Below are 26,485 nucleotides of genomic sequence, written 5' to 3' on the forward strand. Positions count from 1 at the left end.
ATAAATATTGTCTAGCACGGATAGATTGATCGTTATCTTAGGACGTGTCATCAATGAAAGCTTATACCAAACCCAAAAAATACGATTGGTTATATCAAACTCGTTTAGCCTACAACACGTAGTACTTGCCCTCGTTTTCCTTGCTACTCTGATTTTTGGTATTGGTATTATTTCCCACATCATTCGTAGACCGCTTCTTTTGTTATAAAACTTGCTTAGTAAAATGGGCTGATAGTCACTTCACGAATTTGTGTATTGGGGACAGGGATGGTGAATAACAGTTTTTGCTCACTATTAGCTGCTAAGTGGTGTTGCTTGCTCAACAGATAGTCAGTTGGCGTGGCAATAAATGTTCCAATCAAATTGTTTGCGCTGTAAACGCTGACTTTGACATTAGGATACAGCTGCGATTTTTCACTTTGATTGGTTAGCGTTGCACTCACATCACTAAACGCAGCAGTATTCTTGATTTGACTGGAGTCGTGGTTAGATTTGGTCATTGTAAATGCCGTTAAATCGGCACTCGGCAAACTACAGGCCGCGATTGAACATATTGCTTGGAGACGCTGAGCATGAGCGGGATTTTTGACCAACGTTTCTAGATTAAAAATAACATACTGAGCAAAGAGCAGTAGTGCTAATACCAAGCATCCGAGCGTCCAGAGTAAGGATGCAATTGAATGTTTGTCTGATGCTGGTACAAACTTTGCTTGAGACTTTCTCATACGCTCTTCAAGAGTTTCGTCGTCTTTGAGTGGTACACCCATCTCAAGCAACAGTTGCGATAAATCCGTGTCGTCTGTTGGTGTGTCTTCTTTTTTGTTTTGTTCTTTAAGAAGTTGTTCGAGCCATGAGTTGTCAGCTGTATTGTCGATATTTGCATGAATATTATTAGCTGCGGTTGAACTAAGTACAGTTGGCTCTGTTATAGCAGTTGATGAGGTTTTTTTTAGGGGAGCGTCGCTATTATTTTTATTGTCTACTTTATAGCTTTGGTTTGATGGCTTGTGAGCTGCTGTGGAGGCATAGCTTGCTTGAGTCAGCCACGCATCCATACTGTCTAGTGAGTCATATTCTAAAACATTGTCATCTGATTCTTCGATATCCATATCATCATAAATCAAATCATCATGAATTAAAGTATCAGATGAAGGGTGTTTTTCATGTCGTTTATTGAGTGATGATTTAGAATCGCTCAACCCATTCTGATTTTTATTATGAGCCTTGGTAGGCGCTGCAGAATGAGTACGTGGATCGAATCGACCATTGATATGAGGCGTCTTTGTATCTGTTTGCGCAGTAGACGTATTAGGAACATCAGGGGTGACAATAAGATGTTCATTGACCAAAAAACTTTGTTGGCAGTGCTGACAGCTGACAGTGCTGTTTTCTTTATTCAACTGAGTTTGTTGTATTTTAAAGCAAGCTTGACAATGAGGGCACTGAGTTTTTATTGGCGTGGTCATAGGGTCGAATCCAAAAAAGTATGGTTATCAATACCGCGTAGCCACCCGCTCATAGCTGCCTATGATGTAAACACTGTACTTTGAAAACTCTACAAATTTGAGATTCATCGGCAAAGACAGAGTGGCGCCAAACACATAACATTTGACTGCCCTCTATCGTAACAGATGTAATTAAATGTTGCTAGCCTGTAAATGTACCAGATAAACGTTGCCAATGTTGATCTTCTTGTGCCGTAAAGGCATGCTTTGGATCGAGTGCAAAATAAGGCTGATAAGCAGCGGTCACTTGCTCGGTTTGCGACTCTATTAATCCTGCTAGAACAATACGTCCTTTTGGTGCAATTAACGTCGCAAAATAAGGTGCTAAGCCAATCAGTGGCTTGGCCAAAATATTGGCAACAATCACTTCTACAGGCAAGACATCATTTTGTGAGCAGTAATCTGTGAACTCTTCTGGTAAGAAAGCTTGCAGACGATCACCGACATGATTGCGTACTGCATTTTGATTGGTCGCGAGCACTGCTTGTGGGTCGATATCGACGGCATAAACATGGCGCGCACCCAATAATAAAGCAGCAATACCTAAAATACCTGAACCGCAACCGTAATCAATGACTACCTTATCGGTTAAGTCTTGCTCGGTTAACCAGTCGAGACATAAACGAGTCGTGGCGTGATAGCCAGTACCGAAGGCCAGCCCTGGATCCATAATAATATTGGTAGCGTCAGGCTTGGGCGGTGTGATCCAATTAGGCACAATCCATAAGTTATTAGCACATTCGATAGGATGGTAGTTGCTCATCCATTCGCGCTCCCAATCTTTGTCATCAACAGCGGTCAGCCAAATACGCGTGGCTTGTACTTGTGCTGCGATTTCATGACTCAATTGCTCGACAGCATGACGACTACCAACATCGGTGGTCGCATCAAACAGCCCTGTCAGAATAACATCATCCCATAGCGGTGATTCGCCCGGTAGTGGTTCAAATAAAGGCTGATCGCCTGCGTCGTCTAAAGCGATTGATAACGCACCTGCTTCTAATAGCAGCGCTTCAGCCAAATCGACGTTTGCTTTTTCACATTGTAAATGCAGTTGTTGCCATGCCATAACGATAACCTTAAGCTAAAATAAAAATAAATTGATGTGTGTATGTGTGTGTTGGATGAACTATGTTTTAGAACTTAATGATGCAAAATATAAAGATATTAGCGCAAGGCTTGCTTTGCTTCATTGATCACGCGGGCGTTTCCTTGTGCTTGCCCTGATTGCAAGATGATTTGCCACAGTGCTCGCCTGCGATTGGCATCTTGAGAGACACTAAGACCACGTCTGGCCATTGCCTCTGCCTTGCGTGGTTGATTTTTTTTCAGTGCCACTTGTGCCAAATAAAAGTACACCGCAGAGGATTTGGGTGCTAGGCGCTGCGCTCGAGTAAAGGTATTCTCAGCATTGGTCAGTTTGCCAGATTTTAGCTGACTGATACCCACTTGCATCAAATTGCGAAACGCTGGCAGGTTACTATTATTACTGGCTGATTGCTGCGTTCGTTGCTGTGAGTTTTTTCTTGCCTGTTCCAATAGCTCGTTATGTGATGGTATAGATGGCTCAGGGGTTATATAGTCATCACGAGAAGGTGTGGTGATAACCGCATTAGGTGGTACTGACGTTGGGCTAGAGGGTGTGAAAATAGGTGCTTCTTGCGTTAATGGATTCGTGGATTCGGGTGGTTCAGCTGGAGTATAAGGCTCGATCGAGTAATCGTCTTCTGTTCTGATAATTGGTGCTTGCGTTACAGTCGGCGTGGATGCGTCTGGCATTTGCGATGAGGGTGTCGTTTGAATGGGCGTTGTTTGCTTTGCAGCCGGCATGGTGGGCACAGTCTGACAAGCACTCAAACTCAGCATACCAGCAAGCGCGCTGGCTGTGAGTACAGTATTGGCGCGCGTGGTTCTTCTAAGCCGCGTGATAATAGCCGGTTTAGCGGATAAAGTTTGCGGTAGCAGTAATAGCATATTGAGACCTTTTTTAAGTATCAAAAACAATTTTAGAACCATTCAACGGCACGGTCATACCAAGTATCAGCACGATTTTCTGCTTCGTTACCGTTTTGCTCATCACTGTTTTCTTGGCTGTCGCTATCGATAGTTTCGCTATTGGGAATCTCTAACCCTTCACGGCGGCGTTGTTGATTGATAGCGCCTTGCTGGTTTTGTGATTGCATTTGTTCGAGCGCACGATCTTGTTGATATAGACCGATGGCACAACTGCTGGCTTCTTCTGGTAGATGCGCTGACATGACTGGTAAGTAACGAGCATTGGCACAGCGCTCATTAGACAGCTTGCCTGAGTTGTTTTCTAGCCAGAGCCATTCAATACCTTCAGGCTCTGGTAATGCCACAGGAGTGAGTTTCAATTGTTTCATATAATCAACCCAGACGGGTAATGCGCCAGTACCACCGCTCAAACCAATCGGCTTATTGTCATCGCGACCTACCCAAACCACACTGACATAGTTGCCACTGTAACCGGCAAACCAAGCGTCACGGTAATCGTTTGTGGTGCCTGTTTTGCCCGCGAGGTTCAAATTACTGCCAAGCGATTGAGCACGTTTGGCAGTACCGTTTGAAACCACTTGCTGTAGTGCGTAGTTGGTCAAAAAATTGGTCTCAGGCGGAATGCTACGTTGAGTATTAAGACCAGTACGCTGCAAGATACGGCCACGATCATCAATCACGGTGCGAATACTATGAATAGGGGTACGAAAGCCACCAGTAGCAAATACTTGATACACGCCAAGCATATCCATCGGGCTAAGATTGACAGAACCCAATAACGCTGAAGGATAAGGCGGTATTTCCTCTTTAACGCCCATACGCCGTAGTTGCTTGGCAAAGGTACTGATGCCAAACTCCATGCCCAAACGTACCGCAGCTTGGTTATAAGATTGCGACAAAGCCGTGGTCAATGGTACATAACCATGATCTCGATTGTCATAGTTTTTAGGGTTCCACTCGTCACCATCGTTCAGATTGACCGTAATTGGTGAGTCATCTACCGAACTTGCCAAATTATAACGACCACTCTCAAGCGCTGTCATATAAATAATGGGCTTTAACAAAGAGCCCACTTGGCGCTTGGCATCGACAGCACGGTTGAAGCCTGTAAATTCGCTGCCACTGCCTACTACAGACACCAATTCACCAGTCTCAGGATTGGCACTGACTAACGCTCCTTGCAAGTCCTTAGTTTTACTGTTATTACGACGCAGTTCACCAAGTTTTCTGTCTACTGCTTTGTCTGCTGCTAATTGAGCGATAGGGTCTAAAGTACTAATGATAATTAGACCTTCGTTTTTGAGGTCGTCAGAATAGTAGACGGTATTCAATTCGCGTTTAACGATATCCAAAAAGTCAGGGAACTGACTTTTGCCTTCAACTGGCTTATCAACAACATCAAGTGGCTGCTCTATCGCTTTATCGTAGTCTTCTTGGCTGAGTGAGCCAACTGCCAACATATTGTTCAGTACCACATCACGGCGCGCTTTTGAATCATTCGGATGGCGACGTGGGTTGTAAACGCTAGGGCCTTTTGCCATACCGACGAGCAAGGCTTGTTGGTCTAAACGCAGCTCATTAAGCGGTTTGTCAAAATAAAACTGGGAAGCCAAGCCAAAACCATTGATAGAACGATTGCCGTTTTGACCTAAGTAAATCTCATTGAGATAAGTTTGTAGAATTTCATCTTTGCTATAATGTAGCTCAAGTAGTACAGCCATCAGTGCTTCGTTGGCTTTGCGTTTTAACGTACGATCTGAATTCAGATAGAAATTTTTGATCAGCTGTTGGGTAATGGTTGAGCCGCCTTGTCTTGCGCCGCCAGAGAAATTATTCATTACGGCGCGAGCGATACCACGGATAGATACCCCTTTGTGCTCATAAAAGCCGCGATCTTCGGTGGCGATCAGTGCATCAATTAACGGCTGAGGCACTTGATCTAAAGAGACAACCATTCGATCTTCGTTACTGTCTGGATAGATACCACCAATATTCACAGGTTCTAAGCGAATGATGCCGCTTTTGGCAGGTAAGGTGCTTTGTACAGACTCAATCTTATTACCAGCAATGGTCATTTTGATGACTTGCTCTTTATCCACATCGTTGGCGCTATAAGTAAAGCCGCGCGTATGGATAAAGTAGGTATTGCCTGATCTATGATAAGTACCCGTGCGATCATAAGTGTTGTCGCTTTGATAATTGAGCAACTCCAGCCACGTCTTCATTGTGTCTCTATCGACATTGGCACCTTGATACAACTCCAGCGGCTGTGAGTATACTTTTGCAGGAATATCCCAGCGCTTACCCTCAAACTTATGAGTGATAGTGCGATCAAGCTTGACTAAATACAAAGCCAAGAGCACCATGCCAGCAATAATGACAATTAATAAAAGGCTACTAAATACCAAACCGCGCTGCTGAGAGGGTAGCGCGTGTACAGTAGACTTAGATGAGTGTGGTAGCTTGGGGGTTGGTAACTTAGTGTTTGCTAGCTTGGAATTGGATTTTTGCACGGATGTCGCACCATTTTTGGATAAAAAACTGCCTCATAATGACGTAAATTGACAAATTTTTCAATCTATCATCGTTAACAGAGGCATTCATTGGTAGTAGACTATGGACGGTTATACCGCTCACAGTGATTGTGTATAGTATAATCTCTATTGAAGTACGGATATTTATGATCTGGTGTTAAGCGTTTTTAAAGTGAATCGACTATATAGAATAGTGGTTTAAGATCGATGTAACGATGTAATTTTTATGAATTATCAGGTATTTTTAAATTTGTACTAGCCATGCCAATATGTATCTAAAATAGCTGTTTTAAGTAATATTGAGCATGCTTGATAATAGCAAGTTTACTCAAAACGAATAGGGTCTAAGCAAACCTGTCTAAAGGAAGTAAGCGCGATTATGTCTAGTGTCCCATCACCAATGGTATCTACAACCAGCCATCCCTATGAAGACAGCTCTATCACCGAAGGTCTTGTGCTGCCACTTGCAGGTCATTGCTTCCATTGCGGTGATCCAGTACCTCAGCCGCCGTTTCATGCCGAGATACTAGGTCAGTCGCGTGAGATGTGCTGTATGGGTTGCCAGTTAGCCTCTCAAAGCATCGTCGAAGCTGGACTTGAGCAATACTATCTTGACCGCTCGGAGATTAACCGTACGGCAAGCTTGCCCACTCAGTTGACTCGCCTCGAAGCATACGATCACGACGAGATAAAATCACAATTTGTCTATGCGCAAGATGGTCTGTCAGTGGCGGAGCTGTCTGTCAATAACCTACGCTGCGCGGCTTGTACATGGTTGATTGAGTCGCGTCTCGATGAACTAGAGGGCATCAGTAAATGTCAGGTCAATTTAACCAATCAACGCATGCGGGTGATTTGGGACGAGACCAAGCTCCCTATCAGCCGTATTTTAGCAGTCATTAATGAAATTGGTTATGAAGCCAAGCCTTATCGGCAAGATACCCATGAGGCTATGCTGGCACGTCACACCAATCAGATGCTATTGCGGTTAGGTATCGCAGCCTTGGGTTCGATGCAGGCGATGATGTATGCCGTTGCTATTTATTTTGGTGAATACAGTGACATGCTGATATTTCAGCGCGATTTTCTGCGTTGGGTATCGCTATTTGTCAGTACGCCTGTTTTTTTTTATGCCGGTCTGCCTTTTTTTACATCAGCGTGGTCAGCGATTCGTGCACGTCAAGTCAATATGGATGTGCCCGTTAGTATCGCCTTAGTAGTGACCTTCTTTGCCAGTCTCTATGCCACCATCACTGGGCAGGGAGAGACGTATTACGATTCGGTCAGCATGTTTATTTTCTTCTTATTGGCAGGGCGTTATATTGAGCACAATGCGCGCTTAAAAGCCGCTACGATGGCCAATGACTTGGTGGTGGTGGAGCCAGTACTGGTACAAAAAATTGCTGAAGACAAAGAGGCTGCTGAGCGTATCTTACAGCAACTGGCGCAAAATGAGCTTGATAATACAGATAAAAGTGCTAGTGCTCAAACGGATGACTTAATCGTTAATCAAGGAGCTCAAAATGTCTCACCTACGGCGATCAAGTCTACGCCTAATTTTATGAAAGGCATGGATGCCAACGTTCATACCCTAACCATGCGTGTCGCCCAAGATTGGCAACAGGCCGCCAGTCAAAGAACGAAAAACCTAAAATCGCAACAGCTACCAGAAGAAAAACAAATGGTGACTGCTCACAGCTTACAAGTGGGCGACATCATTTTGGTTGAAGCGGGGTCTGAGATTATTAGCGATGGTATTTTGCTTAGTGCAACCGCCACTGTGTCGCAAAGCCTACTGACGGGCGAGGGCGACTTGATTATCAAGACACAAGGAGACTATATCGTTGGCGGTGCGCAGAATGACAGCCAACCGTTTAAGATGTTGGTTACAGCACTGCCAGAAGACAGTCAAGTAGGCTTGATTGATAGGCTGATGAACCGCGCCATGAGTGAAAAACCAAAACTGGCGCAGCAAGCGGATAAGCTGGCACGTTGGTTTGTGGCGCGGATTTTGGTATTGTCCGTGTTGGTTTTTATCGGTTGGTACCTTGTTGATCCGAGCCAAGCGATTTGGGCCACGGTTGCAGTATTGGTCGCGACGTGCCCTTGTGCGCTGTCTTTGGCAACGCCAATTGCACTGACGGTCGCGACCAATCGATTGGCCAGCTATGGCTTTTTGACAACACGTGGACATACATTGCAGACGCTCGCTGAGATAACCCATGTGGCGTTTGATAAAACAGGCACGCTGACTTATGGCAAGCCAAATTTACTTAATATTGAACTGATAAAACCGATAAATCAATCCGACGCGCACGATCTAGAGTTAGCCGAGCAAAAAGATGACATATTAGCAATGGCGGCCGCGCTAGAAGTGGGGAGTCGTCACCCGATCGCTCATGCGTTACTTACTGCTGCTTATCAACTGCATCTGCCTGCGACGCAAGCTTTACAGCATTATCCAGCAGGTGGCGTACAAGCGGTGATTGACGGGATAGTATACCGAATTGGCCATGTGGATTTTGCTTTAGATAGACTCAATAACAACAACAATGAAAATGAAAACAACCATGCCATTACCAATAATGATTTGACCATTGATTTGGTTGCACAGCGAGCCAGCTCAGCCGTGGTCTTGTCTTGCCAGACAAAAGACTCAGAAGTTTGGCAAGCGCTGGCGTGTTTTTATTTTAATGACAAAGTACGTGATAACGCAAAAACCATGCTTGATAAGCTTAAAGAGTTGGGTATTGAGTCTATTATGTTGACTGGTGACCCAAGTCCACAGGCACTGGTTATGGCTGAAAGCTTGGGCATGCAATATGCCTATAATGGTTTGTCACCCATGGACAAGGTCAACCACATTCAGCAGCTGCAAGCCAAAGGGTCGATAGTGTTGATGGTCGGAGATGGTATCAATGATGCACCCGTATTAGCAGCGGCAGATGTTTCGACCTCGATTGCTGGGGCTGCGGATTTGGCACAAGTATCTAGTGATAGTATTATTTTAAACGGGCAAATCGAAGCCATTACGGCTGCCAAACGTATCGCCAACAAAGCAGAGAATATCATCAAACAAAACTTCCGCTGGGCGCTTGCTTATAATGGCATTGTATTAATACCAGCAGCGCTAGGCTATGTACCACCTTGGCTGGCTGCTATTGGCATGTCACTCAGCTCATTGCTAGTCGTATTGAATGCACTGCGTTTAAAACGGGCTTAGTTTGAATTAGCGTCAAATTCAACGCATAAAAAAACCGCCTCTAACTATATATAAATAGCTAAGGCGGTTTTTTCAAAATGGCTGTTAGGTACTTTTTAGAGTCAAATGTTTTTTAAATTAGTCTTGTAGATAACTCAGTAGACGCATAAATTCAATGTACATCCACACTAGCGTGGCAAGGATACCGATGCTGAATAACCATTCGTAGTCTTCAGAAACGCCCATTGCCACACCGCGATCAATATTATCAAAGTCCAATAAAAGTGTAAAAGACGCGATAACAATCACAAATAAGCTAAAGCCGATAGCGATCGCGCCACCTTCAAACAAGAAAGGTAAGGTTGAGCCAAATGCTAAAGAAAGCACCCACTGTGCTACGTAAACGAGCATAATGGCAATAACGGCTGAGGTCACAATGGAGCGGAATTTTTCAGTGACTTTGACCAGACCCGAACGATATAACCCTAACATCACCGCTGCCGTCACAAAAGTTGCACACATAGCCGTGACTGGCACGCTTGGATACATTCTCATAAAGAACAGTGAAATACCGCCCAAGAATATGCCTTCTAAAAGCGCATAAGGCACCGCTAAGGTTTTGGCTTTCTGCGGTTTAAAGGTGATAAAAAGAGCAAGACCAAAAGCGGCAAACATACTACCGAAGGCGGCCATCGTAATAAAACCTTGCGACAGACCAGCCATGAGTGCATAAAAGAAAAAGCCCACACCCGTGATGGCTGATAATCCAAGTAATAGACTGGTCTTTTGAATCACACCCTTGACCGTCATTGGATTACCGCCGATCGCAAGTTCTGCGCGACTGACAATAGGATTGGCCATACATGTATCCTTAATAATAAAATATAAACAATATAGATGTCAGCTACTTTAGCAAACCCGCCATTATTGTCAACTGTGTTTACGTGACTGCCAACCAAGCGGTTCGGCAGTCAATATAGTTGATCCACTTTAAAAAGGTTACTGTTCTGCTGGTGTAAATTTTCTGAAGCCTCTGTCACGCTTGCGAACAGCCAGCGAAGAAAATTTATACCAGTAGAACATAATTAATGGATGCACCATTTTTATTCTGGATTGACTATATTTGCTGATGGGTGTATGTATAAAATTGGCCTAAGGTAACTAAGCGAACACGTCTAAAACAACGTGTGATGGCTTTTATATGGGGTCAATTACGACAGTTAACAACGATTACTCATAAACCTACTAGTCTCAGCCCGCATTTATCGTTATTATTGCTTTGTATTTTACCGTTATACCGAGTCGTTCTATGGAAAACTCAGCGCAGTCAGCAAGATTGCCACATTTACATGAATCAGAGCTGTTCCACGCTATCAAAAATCCTGCTTTTAGGCGCATTGGTCTAATGGGGCGCGCGGGTAAGCGTAGTGTCACACAAAGTCTGGTACAGATTGCCCAGACGATCAATGATATGAATCTCACATTGATTATGGACGTGCAAACTGCCAACTTGCCGACATTAGATCTCATAGAAATTGAAAAGGTCAAAATCGTTAAGCGAGGCTTGATCGGTGAAATTTGTGATTTGGTGATCGTCGTCGGCGGTGATGGCTCAATATTACATGCTGCTGAGGCACTGGCGCGTTACCGTGTGCCTGTATTGGGTGTCAACCGTGGCCGTCTAGGTTTTTTGGCTGATGTAAAACCTGAGGAAGCCGCTTTTAAGTTGCGGCAAGTATTGATGGGCGACTATCAATTGGATCATCGTTTTCTGTTGACCATGGAGATACGAGAAGGGCGTAATATCATCCATGAAGACATGGCACTCAATGATATCGTGTTGCATGCTGGAAAATCGGTACACATGATCGACTTTCAGATGAAAATTGACGGTCAGGATGTTTATAGACAGCATAGTGACGGCTTAATAGCGGCCACACCGACGGGTTCAACGGCTTATGCCTTGTCTGGTGGTGGGCCTATCATTCATCCGAGCATGGATGCCATCTGTCTGGTGCCTATGCATCCGCATACGTTATCCAGTCGGCCGATTGTGGTGAGCGGCAACAGCGAAGTTTGTATTCGTATTCATGAAGACAATCGCACTCAGCCGATGGTCAGTGCAGACGGCAAGCCAAGCGTCCCACTTGAACAAGAGCAGCGCCTTTATATTCGTAAACATCCGGATAAGCTCACTTTGTTACATCCGCCCGGTTTTGATTTTTATGAGGCTTGCCGTACCAAGCTACACTGGAACGTCCATGCAGAAGAATTCAGTCTTGACGTCGATGATGATATTATGGACGACGAATAAGCGAATCTGTTATACAAAAAATGCTATATAGAAAATAGTGGTGGAGAGTAAGTAAGATGGATAAACAAACGATATTAGCAAGTCTAACACCAGAAGTGGTGGATAAATTTCGTATGGCGATTGAGCTAGGTAAATGGCCTGATGGGCGTAAGCTAACCGCTGAACAGCGCGAAACCTGCATGCAAGCGGTCATGGTTTGGGAGCACGAACACCTGCCACCTGCCGAGCGTACTGGTTACATTCATAAGCCAGTTAAAGAAGATGGCTCTATCGTTGGTGCTGAATGTGATGTTGAGCATGAGCATCATTATCCCAACATGCCAAACCCTAAAGGCGCGGTACAACCCATTAAATTCCGTGACAAATAAACTTCTCAATAATGAGTCACAACGAAAAAGCCACGCTAGTTAGCGTGGCTTTTTTGTGTTTAACAGGTAATTAAAGTGCAGTCGTATCAACGCTAGGGCGTACCGTTAAAGGGTTTTTTTGCATCAAAAACCCTTGCCAGCCCCAATGTAAAAAATTGCGAATATTGGCATGATCGGTACCATTAGGCGTCGCTTGAACTTTGGCATAATGCTCGCCGAATAGTTTTAGCGTATCTAACTGATTCAAACCATGATGCTTGGCAAAGCCAAAAATCTTCGCACTGCCTTCATTTTCACCAGCTGCATTATGTACCATGCCATTAACAAAAGGAGCAGGTGCATAGCGATAAAAATCATCAATAAAGCTAATGACATCATTGAATCCAATGGCTTTTTTATTCAAACCATTAAGTAGAGCCGATACATCTGATTGGCGAATACTCATAAATAAATGACCTCAGAGCAGATTCAAAAAGCAAAAATATAGTATTTGTGTAGATTACTTATAACAATACAATGCTTATATGTGCCCAATAGTTATTAGTAGCTAAGCATTTAGTATTACAGCCTAGCGATTAAAATAATCTTCGTCATCGAATGAAGGCGCAAAACTGCCTTGCTCCAGATGCTGCATTTGCGACTGTACAGAACGCTCATGCTGAATACGTTGATAAATCTCTTCGCGGTGTACGGCAATATCTTTAGGTGCATTCACACCGATACGTACTTGATTGCCTTTGACACCTAGAACAGTCACACTGACTTCGTCGCCAATCATTAGCGTTTCGCCCACGCGGCGTGTCAAAATTAACATGCGTCACACTCCTTATGTCGCATCAACAAATTATTACTCATTAGATCACTTCTCAATTGCAGGACATCACCGCAGCATCAAACATGCAATGTATTAATAATAACCACAATGCCAAACGTTGTGCCAATAACGGCAATGATAGGTATATTCATTTAGCCCAAATGAAAGCCCCATTATAGGGGGCATAACTGAGGCTGTCACGGGTTTTCACAAAACTATTGGATAAATACTCAGCCTAGCAATAATAAAAAATAAAAATAGGATCTAAAAAGACCCTATTTAATTTAAGTATTATCGAAAGTAACGAACCATCAATGAATAAAACCGTGAAAACCGAATGTTTATATTTACTGGTTTTAAGCGATATATTCTAACGCTGAGCTGGTATAAATTTTCTGGTTTGCTGTGCCTTTGCAGCTCGATGCTGCGAAAAATTCATACCAGTCCCGCTGACTCGTTTTATACTGAACGCATTATAGTCCAGCGATTTTGCTTTCACCATCTTCACGATCAAGACCAAATGCGGTATGTAATGATTTAACCGCTTTTTCTAAATATTGATCTTGAATCAATACAGAGACTTTGATTTCACTGGTCGATATCATTTGGATGTTGATGTTATTTTCAGCCAAAGTCTGGAACATAAGGCTGGCAACCCCTGCGTGTGAACGCATGCCGACACCCACTAAAGAGACTTTGACCACTTCACTATTACCCAATATTTCTTTGGCACCAATCTCGTCTTTGACTTCTTCATTGAGCACTTTCATCGTTTTGTCTAAGTCAGAGCGATTGACCGTAAAAGTGAAGTCTGTCGTACCATTGACCGAAAGATTTTGCACAATCATATCGATTTCGATATTGGCGCGGCCAATCGGACTTAAGATAGCAGAAGCGATACCAGGGTGATCAGGTACACCGCGTACTACAATTTTTGCTTCGTCTCGGTTGAATGCGATACCTGAGATGATTGCCTGTTCCATACTGTCTCCTTCGTCTATCGTAATTAGGGTACCAACGGTGTCTTGAAATTCTTGGTCAAAGCTGCCGTCAGTATTTTCATCAAAGCTAGATAGCACACGCAAAGGCACGCCATATTTACCAGCGAACTCTACTGAACGGATCTGGAGAATTTTAGAGCCAAGACTGGCCATTTCTAGCATTTCTTCAAAGGTGATTTTCTCAAGCTTTTTGGCTTTTGAGGTCACGCGAGGATCGGTGGTATAGACACCATCGACATCGGTATAAATTTGACACTCATCAGCACCCAAGGCGGCGGCAATAGCAACACCTGTCGTATCAGAGCCACCACGACCTAACGTCGTCGCATTACCTTCTTCATCAATGCCTTGAAAACCTGCCACGATAACAATATTACCCGCGTCTAGCTGTTCACGAATATTTTCATCGTCGATGCTTTCGATACGGGCTTTATTATGGGCGCTATCAGTCTTAATGGCGACTTGACGGCCAGTGAATGAACGGGCGCCAATGCCAAGCTCTTTAATTGCCATGGCAAGCAATGAGATAGAAACTTGCTCACCCGTTGAGACCATTTGATCATATTCACGAGGATCAGGCTGATTGCTAATTTGGCGTGCCAGATCAATCAAACGGTTGGTTTCGCCGCTCATAGCAGATACGACGACGACAACTTGGTGACCATTGTCATGCCAGCGTTTGACTCGTTTGGCGACGTTTTTAATGCGGTCGATACTGCCCATCGAGGTGCCGCCGTATTTCTGTACTATTAACGCCATAAAAACCTACCTATTATTCATTAATGACTTTTTATTGTCATTGATGAGCGTCAATGTGACTGTCATCAATGCTGGTATAGATAAAGCCGTATTATAAGAGTTGCGCCCTATGTCTTTTATTTGTTCACCATGGCTTTTAACCGAATGAACGATGTTTGAAAGCGTTGACCTTTATATCACATCTATGACATAAGGTTAAGTGCCCATACAGCTTAGATGTATGGCGATTGGTTATAATAGCTATAACCAATCACATGTCCTGCGGACAATACAGCAGTATAGTACTTAGTTGAATGCTTAGCTGAGCTGGCTTTCGATCCAAGCAGGTAGCGCATTAATAACGGCCGAGCTATTGCTAGACTTTGGTGCACCGCCTTGGGCATAATCAGGCTTACCGCCACCTTTACCGCCCAGCTCCTCTGCTAAATGACGAATAATATCACCTGCCTTCACTTTAGCAGTGACAGACTTCGACACACTGGCTGCTAGTGCCAACTGCTCGTCTTTATCGCCAATCAGGACGATGATGCTATCGGGCAGTTTAGATTTAATATCGTCCATTAGCGTACGAATGGATTTGCCATCGATACCGCTTAATGTACTAATAAGAACGGGTGTACCAGCAATGGTCTGAACGTCATCGAGTAAATTGGCTGCTTGTGCGCTGGCTATTTTCTGCTGCAAACGCTCTAGTTGTTTTTCTAAATCGCGCTGTTTATCTGCCATGGTGCGGACACGCTGCGCCACTTCAGGACGTTTCACTTTGAGCTGGCTCGCCAATTCGCTCAGCTGTAGTTCGCTTTGCTGAATGTTTTTAATCGCGTTCATACCCGTGACTGCTTCGATACGGCGGATACCAGCGGCGATGCCTGATTCGCTCGTGATTTTGAGCACGCCAATATCACCAGTACGTTGTACATGCAAACCACCGCATAGCTCGATAGAGAAAGGCTTGCGCTGACCGTCTACGATACTATCTGTACCCATGGTCAGTACACGAACGTTGCTGCCATATTTTTCGCCAAACAGCGCCATGGCACCTTGTTTCATCGCTTCATCAATAGACATATTCTCAATACGGGCAGGAGTATTTGCTTGGATTTGCTCGTTGACGAGACGTTCTACACGCGTGATCTCGGCATTACTGACTGGTTTGTCATAAGAGAAATCAAAACGCAGCACATCACTTGAGACCAGCGAGCCTTTTTGCGTGACTTCCTCGCCCAATACTTCTCTTAATGCTGCATGCAATAGGTGAGTGGCAGAGTGGTTTTTGGCGCTTGCCGCACGGATACTAGATAGCACTTGAGCATCTGCTGTTTGTTTGGTGCTAATGTCACCCATGGTTACCACACCATAATGAATGATAGCTTGACCAGATTTTTTGGTATCTTGAACTTCAAAGACACCTGTCGCAGTACGAATCTCGCCCAGCTCACCAACCTGACCACCACCTTCGGCATAGAAAGGGGTACGGTCAAGCACGACAACACCTTCTGTTCCTTCAGTTAAGCTGTCGGTTGCATTGCCGTCTTGATAAAGCGCATTGACAGTAACGCCATCTTCTTCTAATTGTTCATAACCAATAAATGTCGTTGGCGTCTCTACTTGGATAACGCTGCTATAATCGACATCGAATTTGCCAGCATCGCGAGCACGCTCACGTTGCGCTTGCATGTGCTCATCGAACTCAGCTTCATCAATAGCGATACCACGTTCGCGTGTGATGTCAGCGGTCAAATCAATCGGGAAACCGTAAGTGTCATACAACTTAAAAGCGGCTTCACCAGAGAGCGTGTCACCATCTTGTAAGCCTTCAAGTTCGCTGGCAAGCAAACGCAACCCTTGCGCTAGTGTCTTGGCAAACTGTGCTTCTTCTTTTTGAATGGCGTTTTCTATGACGCTTTGCTTGCTTGCTAGTTCTGGATAGGCTGTGCCCATTTCAGCAACCAATGGCGCGACCATTTTATAAAAGAAATCACTGTCTGCGCCAAGCTTGTTGCCATGACGAACCGCACGACGAATCACGCGGCGCAGTACATAGCCACGACCTTCGTTGCTTGGCGTGACGCCATCAGCAATCAAAAACGATACAGCGCGGATATGATCTGCGATGACTTTTAGTGACGACTGTTGTTCATTGTTAATCTCTAAAATCTCAGCGGCCGCATCCATTAAATGAGTGAATAAATCGATCTCATAGTTACCATGAACGCCTTGCATAATGGCACTAATACGTTCAAGCCCCATGCCCGTATCAACACTTGGCGCAGGGAGTGGCAATAGCGTACCGTCTTTTTGGCGATTGAATTGCATAAATACGCAATTCCAGATCTCGATATAGCGATCACCATCTTCTTCTGGTGTACCCGGCAAACCGCCTTCGATGTCGGCGCCGTGATCATAAAAGACTTCGGTACAAGGGCCACAAGGGCCAGTATCACCCATTGTCCAAAAGTTATCTGAGGCGTACGGCGCGCCTTTATTATCGCCAATACGAATGATGCGCTCGCTTGGAATACCGATGTTTTTATTCCAAATATCAAAGGCTTCATCGTCGGTTTCGTAAATGGTGACATACAAACGGTCTTTATCAATGGCAAGCCAATCGCTAGAGGTCAAAAACTCCCAGATATATTCAATACCTGCTTGTTTAAAATAATCGCCAAACGAGAAATTACCGAGCATTTCAAAAAACGTATGATGGCGTGCTGTGTAGCCTACATTGTCCAAATCATTATGTTTGCCACCAGCTCGTACGCATTTTTGCGAAGTAACAGCACGCGTATAATCACGTGGTTCCATACCCAAAAAGGTCTCTTTAAACTGATTCATACCGGCATTGGTAAACAGCAATGTCGGGTCATTATGTGGAATCAGGCTAGACGATGGCACTGGGGTGTGCTGCTTGCTTATAAAAAAATCGATAAAGGCTTGGCGAATATCGGCTGAGCGAAATGGCTGGCTCACAGCGGCTCCTTACTGACGGATAGAATTGAGTATATTAAGTAAAATAATTTTGCAAGCGATTTTAGCACAAACGCTCAAGCTCTTGGTACAAGAGTTACAACTGCTAGGGTATTCTATGAATAAAACCAGCATTTTAGTCAATCGAAAATGGCTGAATAAGATGGACGTTAATTGGTCAAAATTGCCGCATCGGTTTCATCGAGCTTATCTTGTATCAATGGATGAGATTCAATCACTTGTACTGGCAAGTAGCGCAGTTGCACTTTAATGGGCAAATAGTCAGGGAAGTTTTCTTTCATATCTAGGGTAATGGTTGATTCGATTTGGCGCACATCGTATGAGCTAGGCGTTGTCTCACCGCGAATGATGGCACGTACGACTTGATTTTCATCTGCGGTGTCAAATTGCGTATTGGTCAGTACGTTGCCCTTATCAACAAAGTAGGTATTGATGGTTTCTTTGACATTGTTTTCAAACATTTGTTGCTTGGCGTTAGTGTGTAGATTAATGGTCAAATAAGTGCCTAGTCCACCTAGGAGTAATAAAGTCACGGCGTTGCGTTGCAAAAATGTCAAATAGGTGTTCGACTTATAATCGTCATCGACCAAGCGACGAAAGCCTAAAACCCACAACACAAGAGCGTTGGTAAATTGAATAGCAACGATGTTGGTAACGGCTAATAAAAGTGCCCCAAAGCCAAATTTTATCTCACCATTGGCAAATAAAATACCACTAGCAGCAAGTGGTGGCACCAAAGCAGTGGCTACTGCCACGCCCACAACGGCGACCGAGAGGTGCGGTGAAACCATGGCGTAAGCACCCGCTGTACCGCCCGCTAAAGCGATCATTAAATCCATAGAGGTTGGCTGAGTACGAGACAATATCTCTGCTGTCAGCGGCTGAGTGCTATGCAATAAGCCAATGATAAAGCCGACGAGGATGACTAGTAATACACCAGCGGCAACAGCAAACAATGACTTGCGCAGTAACGGCATACGATAATCAATGACCGCGAGTGCTACCCCTGTGATAGGGCCTAGCATCATAGCCACCAACATTGCCCCAATGACTACAGCGGCAGAATTGGTAATTAAGCCGTAACTGGCGATGATAGCGGATAGCGCATTCATCACAAAGTACATTCTGGTCGGCAGCGCATTGGCCTCAATCCTGACACGTACTTCAGGGTAATCGACTTTTTGTTTGCTGAATTGCTCTGCTACAAATTGCTTATAAGACTCAAGCTTGGCTTCTTTTTCTTCTTTGACTTCTTCCTCTTTGTCACTTAGCGGCTCTGCATTATCTGTGACGTCAATATCTTTAACATCAGTATTTTCGTCTTGGCTAGCAGTCGGTATGTGATTGACTTGAGTTGTATTTTTATTTTTGGCGTTGTCGTCTGCTTTTCGCCGATTGGCTGAAGATTTATCCGCTTGCTCTATTGACGTATTTTGCTCGTCAATAGGGTGACTATCTTCTGTTTCAAGAGCCGTTTCCGTTTCAGGTGAATTGGCAGAACTTGTTTCTGCGGCATTCACAGCCTCCACTTGAAAAAAATCTGATTCTGACTTTATAGCAACGGACTCTTCATAGGTTGACTCAGACTCAGATGGTTCTAGTGTTGCTACTGCTACATCTTCGCTGATCGACTCTATCACTATATTGGCTTCAGAATCCTGAGTACATGCCAAGTCTTTATCTTCCACCATCTCAGGATCATCTATCACCGCAGCATCAGCCACTGTACTAGGTAAAGTATCTTGATTATCCAAACGATCAGTAGAAGTTGACGAGTTTTGTAGATTCGATGAGTCAGGCGCAGCGCTTTTTTCGGATGAGGTCATAATAGAAAACTTTCTTAAAAGAGAACAGAAAGTCATTATTGTAATGATAAACAGATAAAAATATATGAGTTTTTTGCGATTTACGAAAAGAGAAATAGGTGAATAGAGGTGGTCAAAAAGTAATATTTAAAACAATGCAGTGCTTGCGATAAAAACCTTAATAGTAACAAGGTTTTTTCTGAGAACCGTTGAATATCAGTGGCCACAAGGTTCAAAAGAAACACTTACTTTTATTGTGGGTTTAGTGTATAAAGATACTATATCCACAATAAAAGTAAGGAGTAGGTAATGAACTGGCCATTATTTTCTGTAGTTTTTACCATCGCATTAACAGTCGTTATTGGCGTGCTTATGGTTACCGCTTTGGTGACAGGGTTCAATGAGATTGTCCATATTCGAATCGTTATCGCCACGGGCTTGCTGTTGAGTTTGCCTATCAGCTGGTATTTCAGCAAAAAACTAGGCAATATTACTGGGAACGAAGAAGGCTACGGTGCTTAATATAGTCAAAGTATTTATAAATGGGTACGGTGTTAAGCTTGTTTGCTGTACAACAGCACTATCTGCACTCGGTTGCCTTGTAACCACTGTAAACTGACTCGACTATATTGCTGGTAAAACCTCAAGTTTTTAGACCAACACGCCTTATTCTGACCATAAAAAAAGACCTTGATATCAAGGTCTTTTTATTCATCATTTATAAATATTTATTGCAGCTCAACGGTCGCGCCATTTTCGATATTGGCATAAACCTCTAGCACATCCCAGTTGGTCAAACGCACACAACCTGCTGATGCTTGGCGACTGATGCCTTCAGGCTTTGGTGAGCCATGTAGTCCATAAGAAGGTTTAGATAAGCCCATCCATACTACGCCGACAGGGTTGTTTGGTCCTGGTGGTAGCATATGGATTTTTTTCTGTGCACCTTCACCAACGGTTGCTTTATACCAAGGCATTTTTACTTTATTGATAATCTTGAAAGTACCTTGTGGGGAAGGTGTGGCATCACTACCAATCGTGGTTGGGTAAGTGGCAACCAATTTATTACCATTGTAGGCGTACAGTGTTTTTTCTGCTTTATTGGCAACGACGCGATTGATACGCTGATTAAGCGGGCCACGGGTATTAAGAACAGTGACGGTCTCGCCAGCTTTATACGCTTTGTTTGTATTTAGCTTGTCTAAGTAACGTACATCCATATGGAAACGTTCACCCAGCATTTCTTTGATATCTTGATAATACAGGCCTTTCATCTTTGACTTTGCTTCTGAGGTAGCAGGCGTGGTCGCAAAGTTGGTATTGATGTCATCTTCAGTGATCGTATAAGTGACCAATACTGGTTTATTAGCAGGGATATTTTTGATCAATGCATCCCATGTTTTTTGATCCATTTTGCCAGTCGCTGGCAAGCCTTTCATGGTTTGGAAGTTGATAAGGGCTTTTTTGCTGTTCATACCCCAGCCGCCATCGATAGGACCTGGAGAAGCATGGTTCCAATCAAGCAATGCCTGCATTTTAATAGTCATCGCTGAGTTGACTTTCATATTAGGTGACCAGACCGCTTCATTGACCTGCTTGGCATAATTTGACAAGTTTAGCGTGGTGTATCTCTTACCATCTTTGTCTTCGATATTTTTGATGGTAGGATCATCGCTGAAGTCTTGGCGTTTTTCACTGTCAGGCAGCTCGAAAGCCAGTGGGTCAGTTGAATCAATAGATGAGACGTCGCTAGGCGCGGCCACGGCTTGACCTTCACTAATATCATCGGTGCTGTCAGATTGTTCATCTTTTAGCGTTAGTTCTGCTGCACTCATATTGTCGGCAGCAGCAGCGTTCGGCGTAGCGTTTTGCTTTGAATCAATAAGTTGGTTCATGCGATCTACTGGCTTGGAGTTGTTCGCATTGGGTTTTACGGCAACAGCAGCAGCGCTATTAATTGAGCGACTACGATCTTCTTGTACGTCGAGGCTGACTTTCTTTGCGATACCAGGCATGGCATCAGCTGTGCGTACTGGCAACGAGCGAGTATTGTCAGCGGGGGCGGCAAGCGCGCTAACACTAGCACTGATGACAGCGAGAGAGATAGCAGTAATAATAGGCTTTATTTTCATAATATTGAGTCACTTGTGGTTGCTACTAATGCGGCTATTATGCGCATAATTTGGTAGCTTCGCAAACTTTAGACACATCTTTTTGCATTTAAGGCTTGCTAAACGTCAACCGTTGACGTATTCACTACAATTGGGCAATAAGATAGCGAGAGTATGTATTGAATGATGCTTGTTTATTACAAATTATTCTCATTATTCAGGCTATGTTCATAAATACAAAGTGTCAGTATGGGTGCAAATATTGGCGCTACTTAGCGTTTATGTCTATAATGTATAATCGAAATTTCATTTAACAGATACGCTTTTCCCAAAAAGCAATTTAACCCACTCGCATGTAGTTAATGACTATTTATTTTATTATTAGTCGGTGACCATGTAATCAGTAACAATGCAATCAGCAAGGTGCGATATGTCAGAAGACCAAACAATGAGCGCAGAAGAGTTTCAAAATCAATACTTCAATGAGGATGGGTCGCAAGCTCTAGAAGGCGATATCGAGTACGATTTGGAGACTGGGCTTCTCGGTGAGGACGATCAATTTGCCAACTTGCATGCAGAGATGGAAGAAGCGCGTGAGCAGCTGGTTAGTATTCGTGACTTCATTCGCTTTTCGGTCACGCAGTTGCGTAATTATGATGTGGTCGTTGCGCAAGGCACCACCGATGAGTTTGCTGAAGCAGCAGCGATTGTTTTGCACTCACTCTCTTTAGATTGGTCAGCGAATGAGCAAATTCTTGATTGCCGCTTGACCACCTCAGAGAAGCAGTTGGTACTAAGCTTGTTAGAAGAGCGTATCGCTGAGCGTAAGCCGCTAAGCTACTTAATTAACTTGTCGTACTTCTGTGATTTGCCTTTTTATGTTGATGAGCGTGTTTTGATCCCGCGTTCACCTATCGCAGAGTTGATACGTCAGCAGTTCCATCCGTATTTTGAAGTCAGTGAGCTGGCCAAACCGCTTGGGGTAGGTGTCAATGAACAAACCGCGGCATTTTACGATCACGGTTTAGACGTTAAGCAATTGTCGCAGCCTGAACGCATTTTAGATTTATGTACCGGCTCAGGCTGTATTGCGATTGCCCTTGCAACGCGTTTCGTCGATGCACTGGTCGATGCAGCTGACATTGATAAAGGGGCGCTAGAAGTGGCAATGGTCAATGTCGATCACCATGATCTTGGTCATCAAGTCAATGTGATTGAATCAGACCTATTTGCTAAAATCCCTGCTGAAAATCAGTATGAGCTTATCGTTACCAATCCGCCATATGTCGATGCGGCCATCATGGCAGAGCTGCCACCTGAGTTTTTATATGAGCCTGAACATGCATTAGCAGCGGGTCAAGATGGGTTGGATTTGGTTCATCGTATTTTGTTTGAAGCACCAGACTATTTGAGTCCAGAAGGCTTACTCATTTGTGAAGTGGGCGATAGTGAGTGGGCATTAAAACAAGCTTATCCTGAAATCCAGTTTGATTGGCTAAAATTTGCTCATGGCGGACATGGCGTTTTTGCAATTACTTATGATGAATTAGTAGCCAGTCGTCAGTTGTTTGCTGCTTTTATACAGCAGTTGGATAGTATCCAATAGCCATACATACATAGTTATAAAAGTTGGTAATGATCAGTAAAAATCACAGACAGTTGGTCAAATAAGCAGCAGTCGCGTTTACTTGTTTAAGGATAGTTATGGCAGGCAATAGTATTGGACAGGTTTTTACAGTTACCACTTGCGGCGAGTCGCACGGTGCAGGTTTGATGGCAATCGTCGATGGCGTGCCACCAGGTTTAGCGCTGTCTGAAGAGGATTTACAAGTAGATTTGGATCGCCGCAAACCGGGGACATCCAAGTACTCAACCCAGCGCCGTGAGTCTGATGAAGTTGAGATTATCTCTGGTGTGTTTGAAGGCAAAACGACAGGCACCTCTATTGGCCTATTGATTCGCAATACCAATCAAAAATCCAAAGACTATAGCGACATCAAAGATACTTTTCGTCCGGGTCATGCCGATTATACTTATAGTATGAAGTATGGCTTTCGCGACTATCGTGGTGGTGGGCGTTCATCGGCACGTGAGACAGCGATGCGGGTGGCAGCGGGTGCTATTGCTAAAAAGTACCTACAAGATCGCTTAGGAGTACAAATCCGTGGTCACGTTACCCAAATCGGTAATGAATACAGTAACGTCCTAGAGCCAAGTCAAATTGATTGGGAGTTTGTGAATAGCAATCCGTTTTTTTGTGCGGATAAAGAAGCCATAGGTCGTTTTGAGACATTGATAGATAGCCTCCGCCGTGAAGGAACCAGTTGCGGTGCTCGCCTTGAGATTATCGCTAGTGGTGTACCAGTTGGACTTGGAGAGCCTGTATTTGATCGCTTAGATGCAGACATCGCCCATGCCATGATGAGCATTAATGCAGTAAAAGGGGTGGAGATTGGCGATGGTATGGATGTCGCAGGACAGTTTGGCCATCGCTCTCGTGATGAGATGACCCCAGATGGATTTACGGCCAATCACGCAGGCGGTATATTGGGTGGCATCTCGTCAGGCCAAGATATTCGAGTCAGTATTGCCCTTAAGCCCACGTCTAGTATTACGACTGCTGGCAAGAGTATCAATACTCAAGGTGAGTCTGTGGATATGTTGACCAAAGGTCGTCATGACCCTTGCGTTGGTGTACGCGCAACGCCCATTGCTGAAGCTATGCTAGCGATTGTATTGCTCGATCATTATCTGCGTCATCGTGGTCAAAATGCAGATGTCCAGCCGCCAGTACAGTCTATTACTTAACATTACTGTTATAAAAAACCCCTTTATCGTTTTTAGTATTAAATGACTAAAAATAATAAAGGGTTTTTTTATGGCAAAATAAGTGCAGTTGCCACTATGTCGAGCTGATAAGAGTTTAAGCTGCCAGCTGATAACCATCAATCGCCACGCATCGTTGATGTCTAAACACCAAAAGTAGCTGCTGGCTAGGAATGGCCAGCCAATGGCCAAAAGTAATGCTATCAATTCCTTCATGCGATAATGCTTGTAGACAATAATGGCGACTACGACCTAAGCAGTTTTCTATGATTTGATTTTGATGCATAAGATTTTGCATTGCTCTGTCTACCTTTAATTTAGATTACGAAGATGAATAACGCTATCGTAAAATAAAAAGATAGAAATCACGTGTACCAATGATGGAAAGTTAATGAATTGTCATTAAGCATAGAGTTTTTAGCGATAGGAAAAAAGGGTGTTGAAGCGGATGAGTCTAGGTTTTTTTAAGCTATTTATTCTTTAGTCAAAGGCAAGGTAATACTGACCATTACGCCAGAAAGCTGACTCATAGAGGCATTACCTTGATCACTGTTTGCAATAACATTGTTAATAGCGACATGACCGCCATGATGCTCAATGACTTGCTTGACCAAGGTTAAGCCAAGGCCAGTACCTTTTTTGATTGTGCTACGAGACATGCTAGGAGATTCTGTTTCAAGGCTGTGGGACGAGTCTTTATCTGATGAATGGCTTGTTGAATGATGGGCAGGTTGACTCTGATGCGATAGACTAAAGTAACGGTCAAATGCTTTATCAACCGCATAGTCAGGTAGTAATTTGCCATCATTAAATATATCAATGGTCACGGTATTTAGTGAGTTGTGTATATAAATAATGACCGTGCTTTCGGCAAAATGAATGGCGTTGTCTAGTACATTTTGCAGCACTTGTACCAACCAAAACTGGTCAGCAAAAACACTGGTGTGTGCCAACATATTTGGCTGTAAAACGGTCGTTTCAGTAAAGCACTGATCATCAATATAGATTTGGATAGGGGGCAGATGCTGCTGTTGCAACTTAGCGGCATTGTCTTTTGCCAGACTTTGTAACAATGGCAATAAAGGTGTTAATTTGCGATTGAGCTTAAAGGTCGGTTGTTCAATCTTGGCAAGTAATAGAAGGCGATCAATCAGCTGCTGCATTTTAATACTTTGTTCACCAATGGTTTCGATGAGCATTTGCCTATCCTCTGCATCCAGCCCCCCGTCCTCTAATAGCTCACTGCTGGCGCGAATTGCTGTTAAGGGGCTTTTGAGCTCATGAGTAAGCGTATGGACATAATCTGTGACATAAGCTCGATTTTCTAATTGATGTTTCATAGATTCAATCGTATCAGTCAGGCTATTTAGCTCATGGCCTAAGTAGAAATACGGTTTTTTGGTGTCCTCCGCCAACGCACTGGTATATTGGGTCACCAAGGTAATGCTTTGTTTGAGCCACCATGCTACCAATCCTGCTAAAATGAGGGCAGCAATGCTCATAAGCAGCGCAGTAATAAACATGCGCTCGCGTGTTCTGTCTAAATAAGGCAATACACTAGCGACTGGCTTACCAACGCTGACGACACCCATCAGCTTGCCTGTTTCACTTTTTATGGGCTGTGCCACATACATGATCGTACCATCGCGCTGATTTTGGTTTTGCGTTGTGCTTCTGACCCCATATCGACCATTCAAGGTCAAATACACATCATTCCAGCGACTATAGTCTTGCCCTTCATCATTGTTAGGCTCGGGTAGTGAGTCATAAATGACCAGCCCTTTACTATCGGTTACGTATACCCGAAAACTGCTATGGTTTTTGTTTTCATATTTAGGCTGGGTGGTCTCATGAGTTGCTGGCGTACTGATAAAAGCCGTATCGAGCTTTGCTTGATAAACATCATCATATAGCTGGCCCGAGGACAATGGCAACTGCAAATTCGCCGCGAGAAATTTACTGGTATCCAATAACGTGTCTTCGATGACTTGCTGCGCTGTTGGTTTGACATAACCAAATAGTTGAGTAAATGCAACCACACCGCAAATGATCAGTACCAAAGCAACCGCCAACCAAATTCTGAAAAAAATACTCAAATTCAGTAATCGTTTAGGCTTTGTTGTTTGCTGCGCGGTGCCAATCGGATGCAGTTTTGCATACCAGTTGCTTTGGTGTGTAGGAGTACTATCACTGGTTTTGTGATTGTCACTGACTTTATGTTTCATGGTTTTGGAGGCGATTT

The 26,485-nt window shown here is 43.9% G+C and carries 18 protein-coding genes and 1 pseudogene; 6 read left to right on the forward strand and 13 right to left on the reverse strand.

Features of this window, described 5'->3' with window-relative positions; genetic code table 11:
• Window positions 1-215: 215 nt before the first annotated feature.
• From JMY02_RS03030 to mrcB, 4 genes are all read right to left on the reverse strand, one after another.
• A complete protein-coding gene (locus JMY02_RS03030; protein WP_201595044.1) occupies window positions 216-1,466 on the reverse strand; it encodes a DUF3426 domain-containing protein in 1,251 nt (416 codons plus the stop codon).
• 181 nt (window positions 1,467-1,647) lie between these two features.
• Window positions 1,648-2,574 (reverse strand): 50S ribosomal protein L11 methyltransferase, encoded by a 927-nt coding sequence (prmA, locus tag JMY02_RS03035; RefSeq protein WP_201595046.1) that lies wholly within the window; start codon window positions 2,572-2,574, stop codon window positions 1,648-1,650.
• A gap of 98 nt (window positions 2,575-2,672) precedes the next feature.
• Window positions 2,673-3,479, reverse strand: a complete 807-nt coding sequence (locus JMY02_RS03040; RefSeq protein ID WP_201595049.1) for a tetratricopeptide repeat protein — start codon at window positions 3,477-3,479, stop codon at window positions 2,673-2,675.
• Window positions 3,480-3,511: 32 nt separating this feature from the next.
• Window positions 3,512-6,034: a penicillin-binding protein 1B gene (gene mrcB / locus JMY02_RS03045; protein ID WP_201595050.1), complete on the reverse strand. Its 2,523-nt coding sequence runs from the start codon at window positions 6,032-6,034 to the stop codon at window positions 3,512-3,514.
• 400 nt (window positions 6,035-6,434) lie between these two features.
• Here mrcB and JMY02_RS03050 point away from each other — a divergent pair, with 400 nt between their 5' ends.
• Window positions 6,435-9,278 (forward strand): heavy metal translocating P-type ATPase, encoded by a 2,844-nt coding sequence (locus JMY02_RS03050; protein ID WP_201595052.1) that lies wholly within the window; start codon window positions 6,435-6,437, stop codon window positions 9,276-9,278.
• Between the two features lie 117 nt (window positions 9,279-9,395).
• On the opposite strand, the gene JMY02_RS03055 is transcribed toward JMY02_RS03050, so the two are convergent.
• Window positions 9,396-10,118, reverse strand: coding sequence for a Bax inhibitor-1/YccA family protein (locus JMY02_RS03055; RefSeq protein WP_201595054.1), 723 nt, complete (start codon window positions 10,116-10,118; stop codon window positions 9,396-9,398).
• Between the two features lie 448 nt (window positions 10,119-10,566).
• Between JMY02_RS03055 and JMY02_RS03060 the strand changes: the two genes are divergently transcribed.
• Together JMY02_RS03060 and JMY02_RS03065 are read left to right on the forward strand one after the other, a co-directional pair.
• On the forward strand, window positions 10,567-11,571 hold the full coding sequence (locus tag JMY02_RS03060) for an NAD(+) kinase (RefSeq protein WP_201595056.1): 1,005 nt from the start codon (window positions 10,567-10,569) through the stop codon (window positions 11,569-11,571).
• A gap of 56 nt (window positions 11,572-11,627) precedes the next feature.
• Window positions 11,628-11,939, forward strand: coding sequence for a YeaC family protein (locus JMY02_RS03065; protein WP_021814967.1), 312 nt, complete (start codon window positions 11,628-11,630; stop codon window positions 11,937-11,939).
• Window positions 11,940-12,009: 70 nt separating this feature from the next.
• Here JMY02_RS03065 and JMY02_RS03070 read toward each other — a convergent pair whose 3' ends face one another.
• The 5 genes and pseudogenes from JMY02_RS03070 to JMY02_RS03090 all read right to left on the reverse strand — a co-directional run bounded on the left by JMY02_RS03070 (window position 12,010) and on the right by JMY02_RS03090 (window position 19,327).
• Window positions 12,010-12,384, reverse strand: coding sequence for a HopJ type III effector protein (locus JMY02_RS03070; protein ID WP_010199421.1), 375 nt, complete (start codon window positions 12,382-12,384; stop codon window positions 12,010-12,012).
• A gap of 201 nt (window positions 12,385-12,585) precedes the next feature.
• Window positions 12,586-12,753: pseudogene (gene csrA / locus JMY02_RS03075) on the reverse strand (carbon storage regulator CsrA); the annotation flags it as partial.
• 473 nt (window positions 12,754-13,226) lie between these two features.
• On the reverse strand, window positions 13,227-14,513 hold the full coding sequence (locus tag JMY02_RS03080) for an aspartate kinase (RefSeq protein ID WP_201595058.1): 1,287 nt from the start codon (window positions 14,511-14,513) through the stop codon (window positions 13,227-13,229).
• Window positions 14,514-14,810: 297 nt separating this feature from the next.
• Window positions 14,811-17,483, reverse strand: coding sequence for an alanine--tRNA ligase (gene alaS / locus JMY02_RS03085; protein ID WP_201595060.1), 2,673 nt, complete (start codon window positions 17,481-17,483; stop codon window positions 14,811-14,813).
• Between the two features lie 167 nt (window positions 17,484-17,650).
• Window positions 17,651-19,327 carry a TIGR00341 family protein gene (locus JMY02_RS03090; protein WP_227678393.1) on the reverse strand — a complete coding sequence of 559 codons (1,677 nt, stop codon included), beginning with the start codon at window positions 19,325-19,327 and terminating at the stop codon, window positions 17,651-17,653.
• Between the two features lie 288 nt (window positions 19,328-19,615).
• Between JMY02_RS03090 and JMY02_RS03095 the strand changes: the two genes are divergently transcribed.
• Entirely contained in the window at window positions 19,616-19,828 is a 213-nt protein-coding gene (locus JMY02_RS03095) for a hypothetical protein (protein ID WP_021814963.1), read from the forward strand.
• 206 nt (window positions 19,829-20,034) lie between these two features.
• Here the strand turns inward: JMY02_RS03095 and JMY02_RS03100 are convergent, their stop codons facing one another.
• Entirely contained in the window at window positions 20,035-21,441 is a 1,407-nt protein-coding gene (locus JMY02_RS03100) for a L,D-transpeptidase family protein (protein ID WP_201595235.1), read from the reverse strand.
• 406 nt (window positions 21,442-21,847) lie between these two features.
• Between JMY02_RS03100 and prmB the strand changes: the two genes are divergently transcribed.
• The gene (prmB, locus tag JMY02_RS03105; protein ID WP_227678395.1) at window positions 21,848-23,023 is read left to right on the forward strand and encodes a 50S ribosomal protein L3 N(5)-glutamine methyltransferase; all 1,176 of its coding nucleotides are present in this window, start codon (window positions 21,848-21,850) and stop codon (window positions 23,021-23,023) included.
• A 98-nt stretch (window positions 23,024-23,121) separates the two neighbouring features.
• A complete protein-coding gene (gene aroC, locus JMY02_RS03110) occupies window positions 23,122-24,225 on the forward strand; it encodes a chorismate synthase (protein WP_201595064.1) in 1,104 nt (367 codons plus the stop codon).
• Window positions 24,226-24,340: 115 nt separating this feature from the next.
• Here aroC and JMY02_RS03115 read toward each other — a convergent pair whose 3' ends face one another.
• Complete coding sequence (locus JMY02_RS03115) at window positions 24,341-24,541, reverse strand: hypothetical protein (RefSeq protein WP_201595066.1); 201 nt, start codon at window positions 24,539-24,541, stop codon at window positions 24,341-24,343.
• 175 nt (window positions 24,542-24,716) lie between these two features.
• Entirely contained in the window at window positions 24,717-26,468 is a 1,752-nt protein-coding gene (gene creC, locus JMY02_RS03120) for a two-component system sensor histidine kinase CreC (RefSeq protein WP_201595068.1), read from the reverse strand.
• Window positions 26,469-26,485 lie beyond the last annotated feature (17 nt).

Origin of the sequence: Psychrobacter vallis (assembly GCF_904846715.1) — a bacterium.
Taxonomy (GTDB): Bacteria; Pseudomonadota; Gammaproteobacteria; order Pseudomonadales; family Moraxellaceae; genus Psychrobacter; species Psychrobacter vallis.

What these genes read in the sequence shown, in the direction of transcription:
- JMY02_RS03030 (WP_201595044.1), bottom strand. Translation starts at nt 1,466, where the DNA reads ATGACCACGCCAATAAAAACTCAGTGCCCTCATTGTCAAGCTTGCTTT.
- prmA (WP_201595046.1), bottom strand. Translation starts at nt 2,574, where the DNA reads ATGGCATGGCAACAACTGCATTTACAATGTGAAAAAGCAAACGTCGAT.
- JMY02_RS03040 (WP_201595049.1), bottom strand. Translation starts at nt 3,479, where the DNA reads ATGCTATTACTGCTACCGCAAACTTTATCCGCTAAACCGGCTATTATC.
- JMY02_RS03050 (WP_201595052.1), top strand. Translation starts at nt 6,435, where the DNA reads ATGTCTAGTGTCCCATCACCAATGGTATCTACAACCAGCCATCCCTAT.
- JMY02_RS03055 (WP_201595054.1), bottom strand. Translation starts at nt 10,118, where the DNA reads ATGGCCAATCCTATTGTCAGTCGCGCAGAACTTGCGATCGGCGGTAAT.
- JMY02_RS03060 (WP_201595056.1), top strand. Translation starts at nt 10,567, where the DNA reads ATGGAAAACTCAGCGCAGTCAGCAAGATTGCCACATTTACATGAATCA.
- JMY02_RS03065 (WP_021814967.1), top strand. Translation starts at nt 11,628, where the DNA reads ATGGATAAACAAACGATATTAGCAAGTCTAACACCAGAAGTGGTGGAT.
- JMY02_RS03070 (WP_010199421.1), bottom strand. Translation starts at nt 12,384, where the DNA reads ATGAGTATTCGCCAATCAGATGTATCGGCTCTACTTAATGGTTTGAAT.
- JMY02_RS03080 (WP_201595058.1), bottom strand. Translation starts at nt 14,513, where the DNA reads ATGGCGTTAATAGTACAGAAATACGGCGGCACCTCGATGGGCAGTATC.
- JMY02_RS03090 (WP_227678393.1), bottom strand. Translation starts at nt 19,327, where the DNA reads ATGACCTCATCCGAAAAAAGCGCTGCGCCTGACTCATCGAATCTACAA.
- JMY02_RS03095 (WP_021814963.1), top strand. Translation starts at nt 19,616, where the DNA reads ATGAACTGGCCATTATTTTCTGTAGTTTTTACCATCGCATTAACAGTC.
- prmB (WP_227678395.1), top strand. Translation starts at nt 21,848, where the DNA reads ATGTCAGAAGACCAAACAATGAGCGCAGAAGAGTTTCAAAATCAATAC.
- aroC (WP_201595064.1), top strand. Translation starts at nt 23,122, where the DNA reads ATGGCAGGCAATAGTATTGGACAGGTTTTTACAGTTACCACTTGCGGC.
- JMY02_RS03115 (WP_201595066.1), bottom strand. Translation starts at nt 24,541, where the DNA reads ATGCAAAATCTTATGCATCAAAATCAAATCATAGAAAACTGCTTAGGT.
- creC (WP_201595068.1), bottom strand. Translation starts at nt 26,468, where the DNA reads ATGAAACATAAAGTCAGTGACAATCACAAAACCAGTGATAGTACTCCT.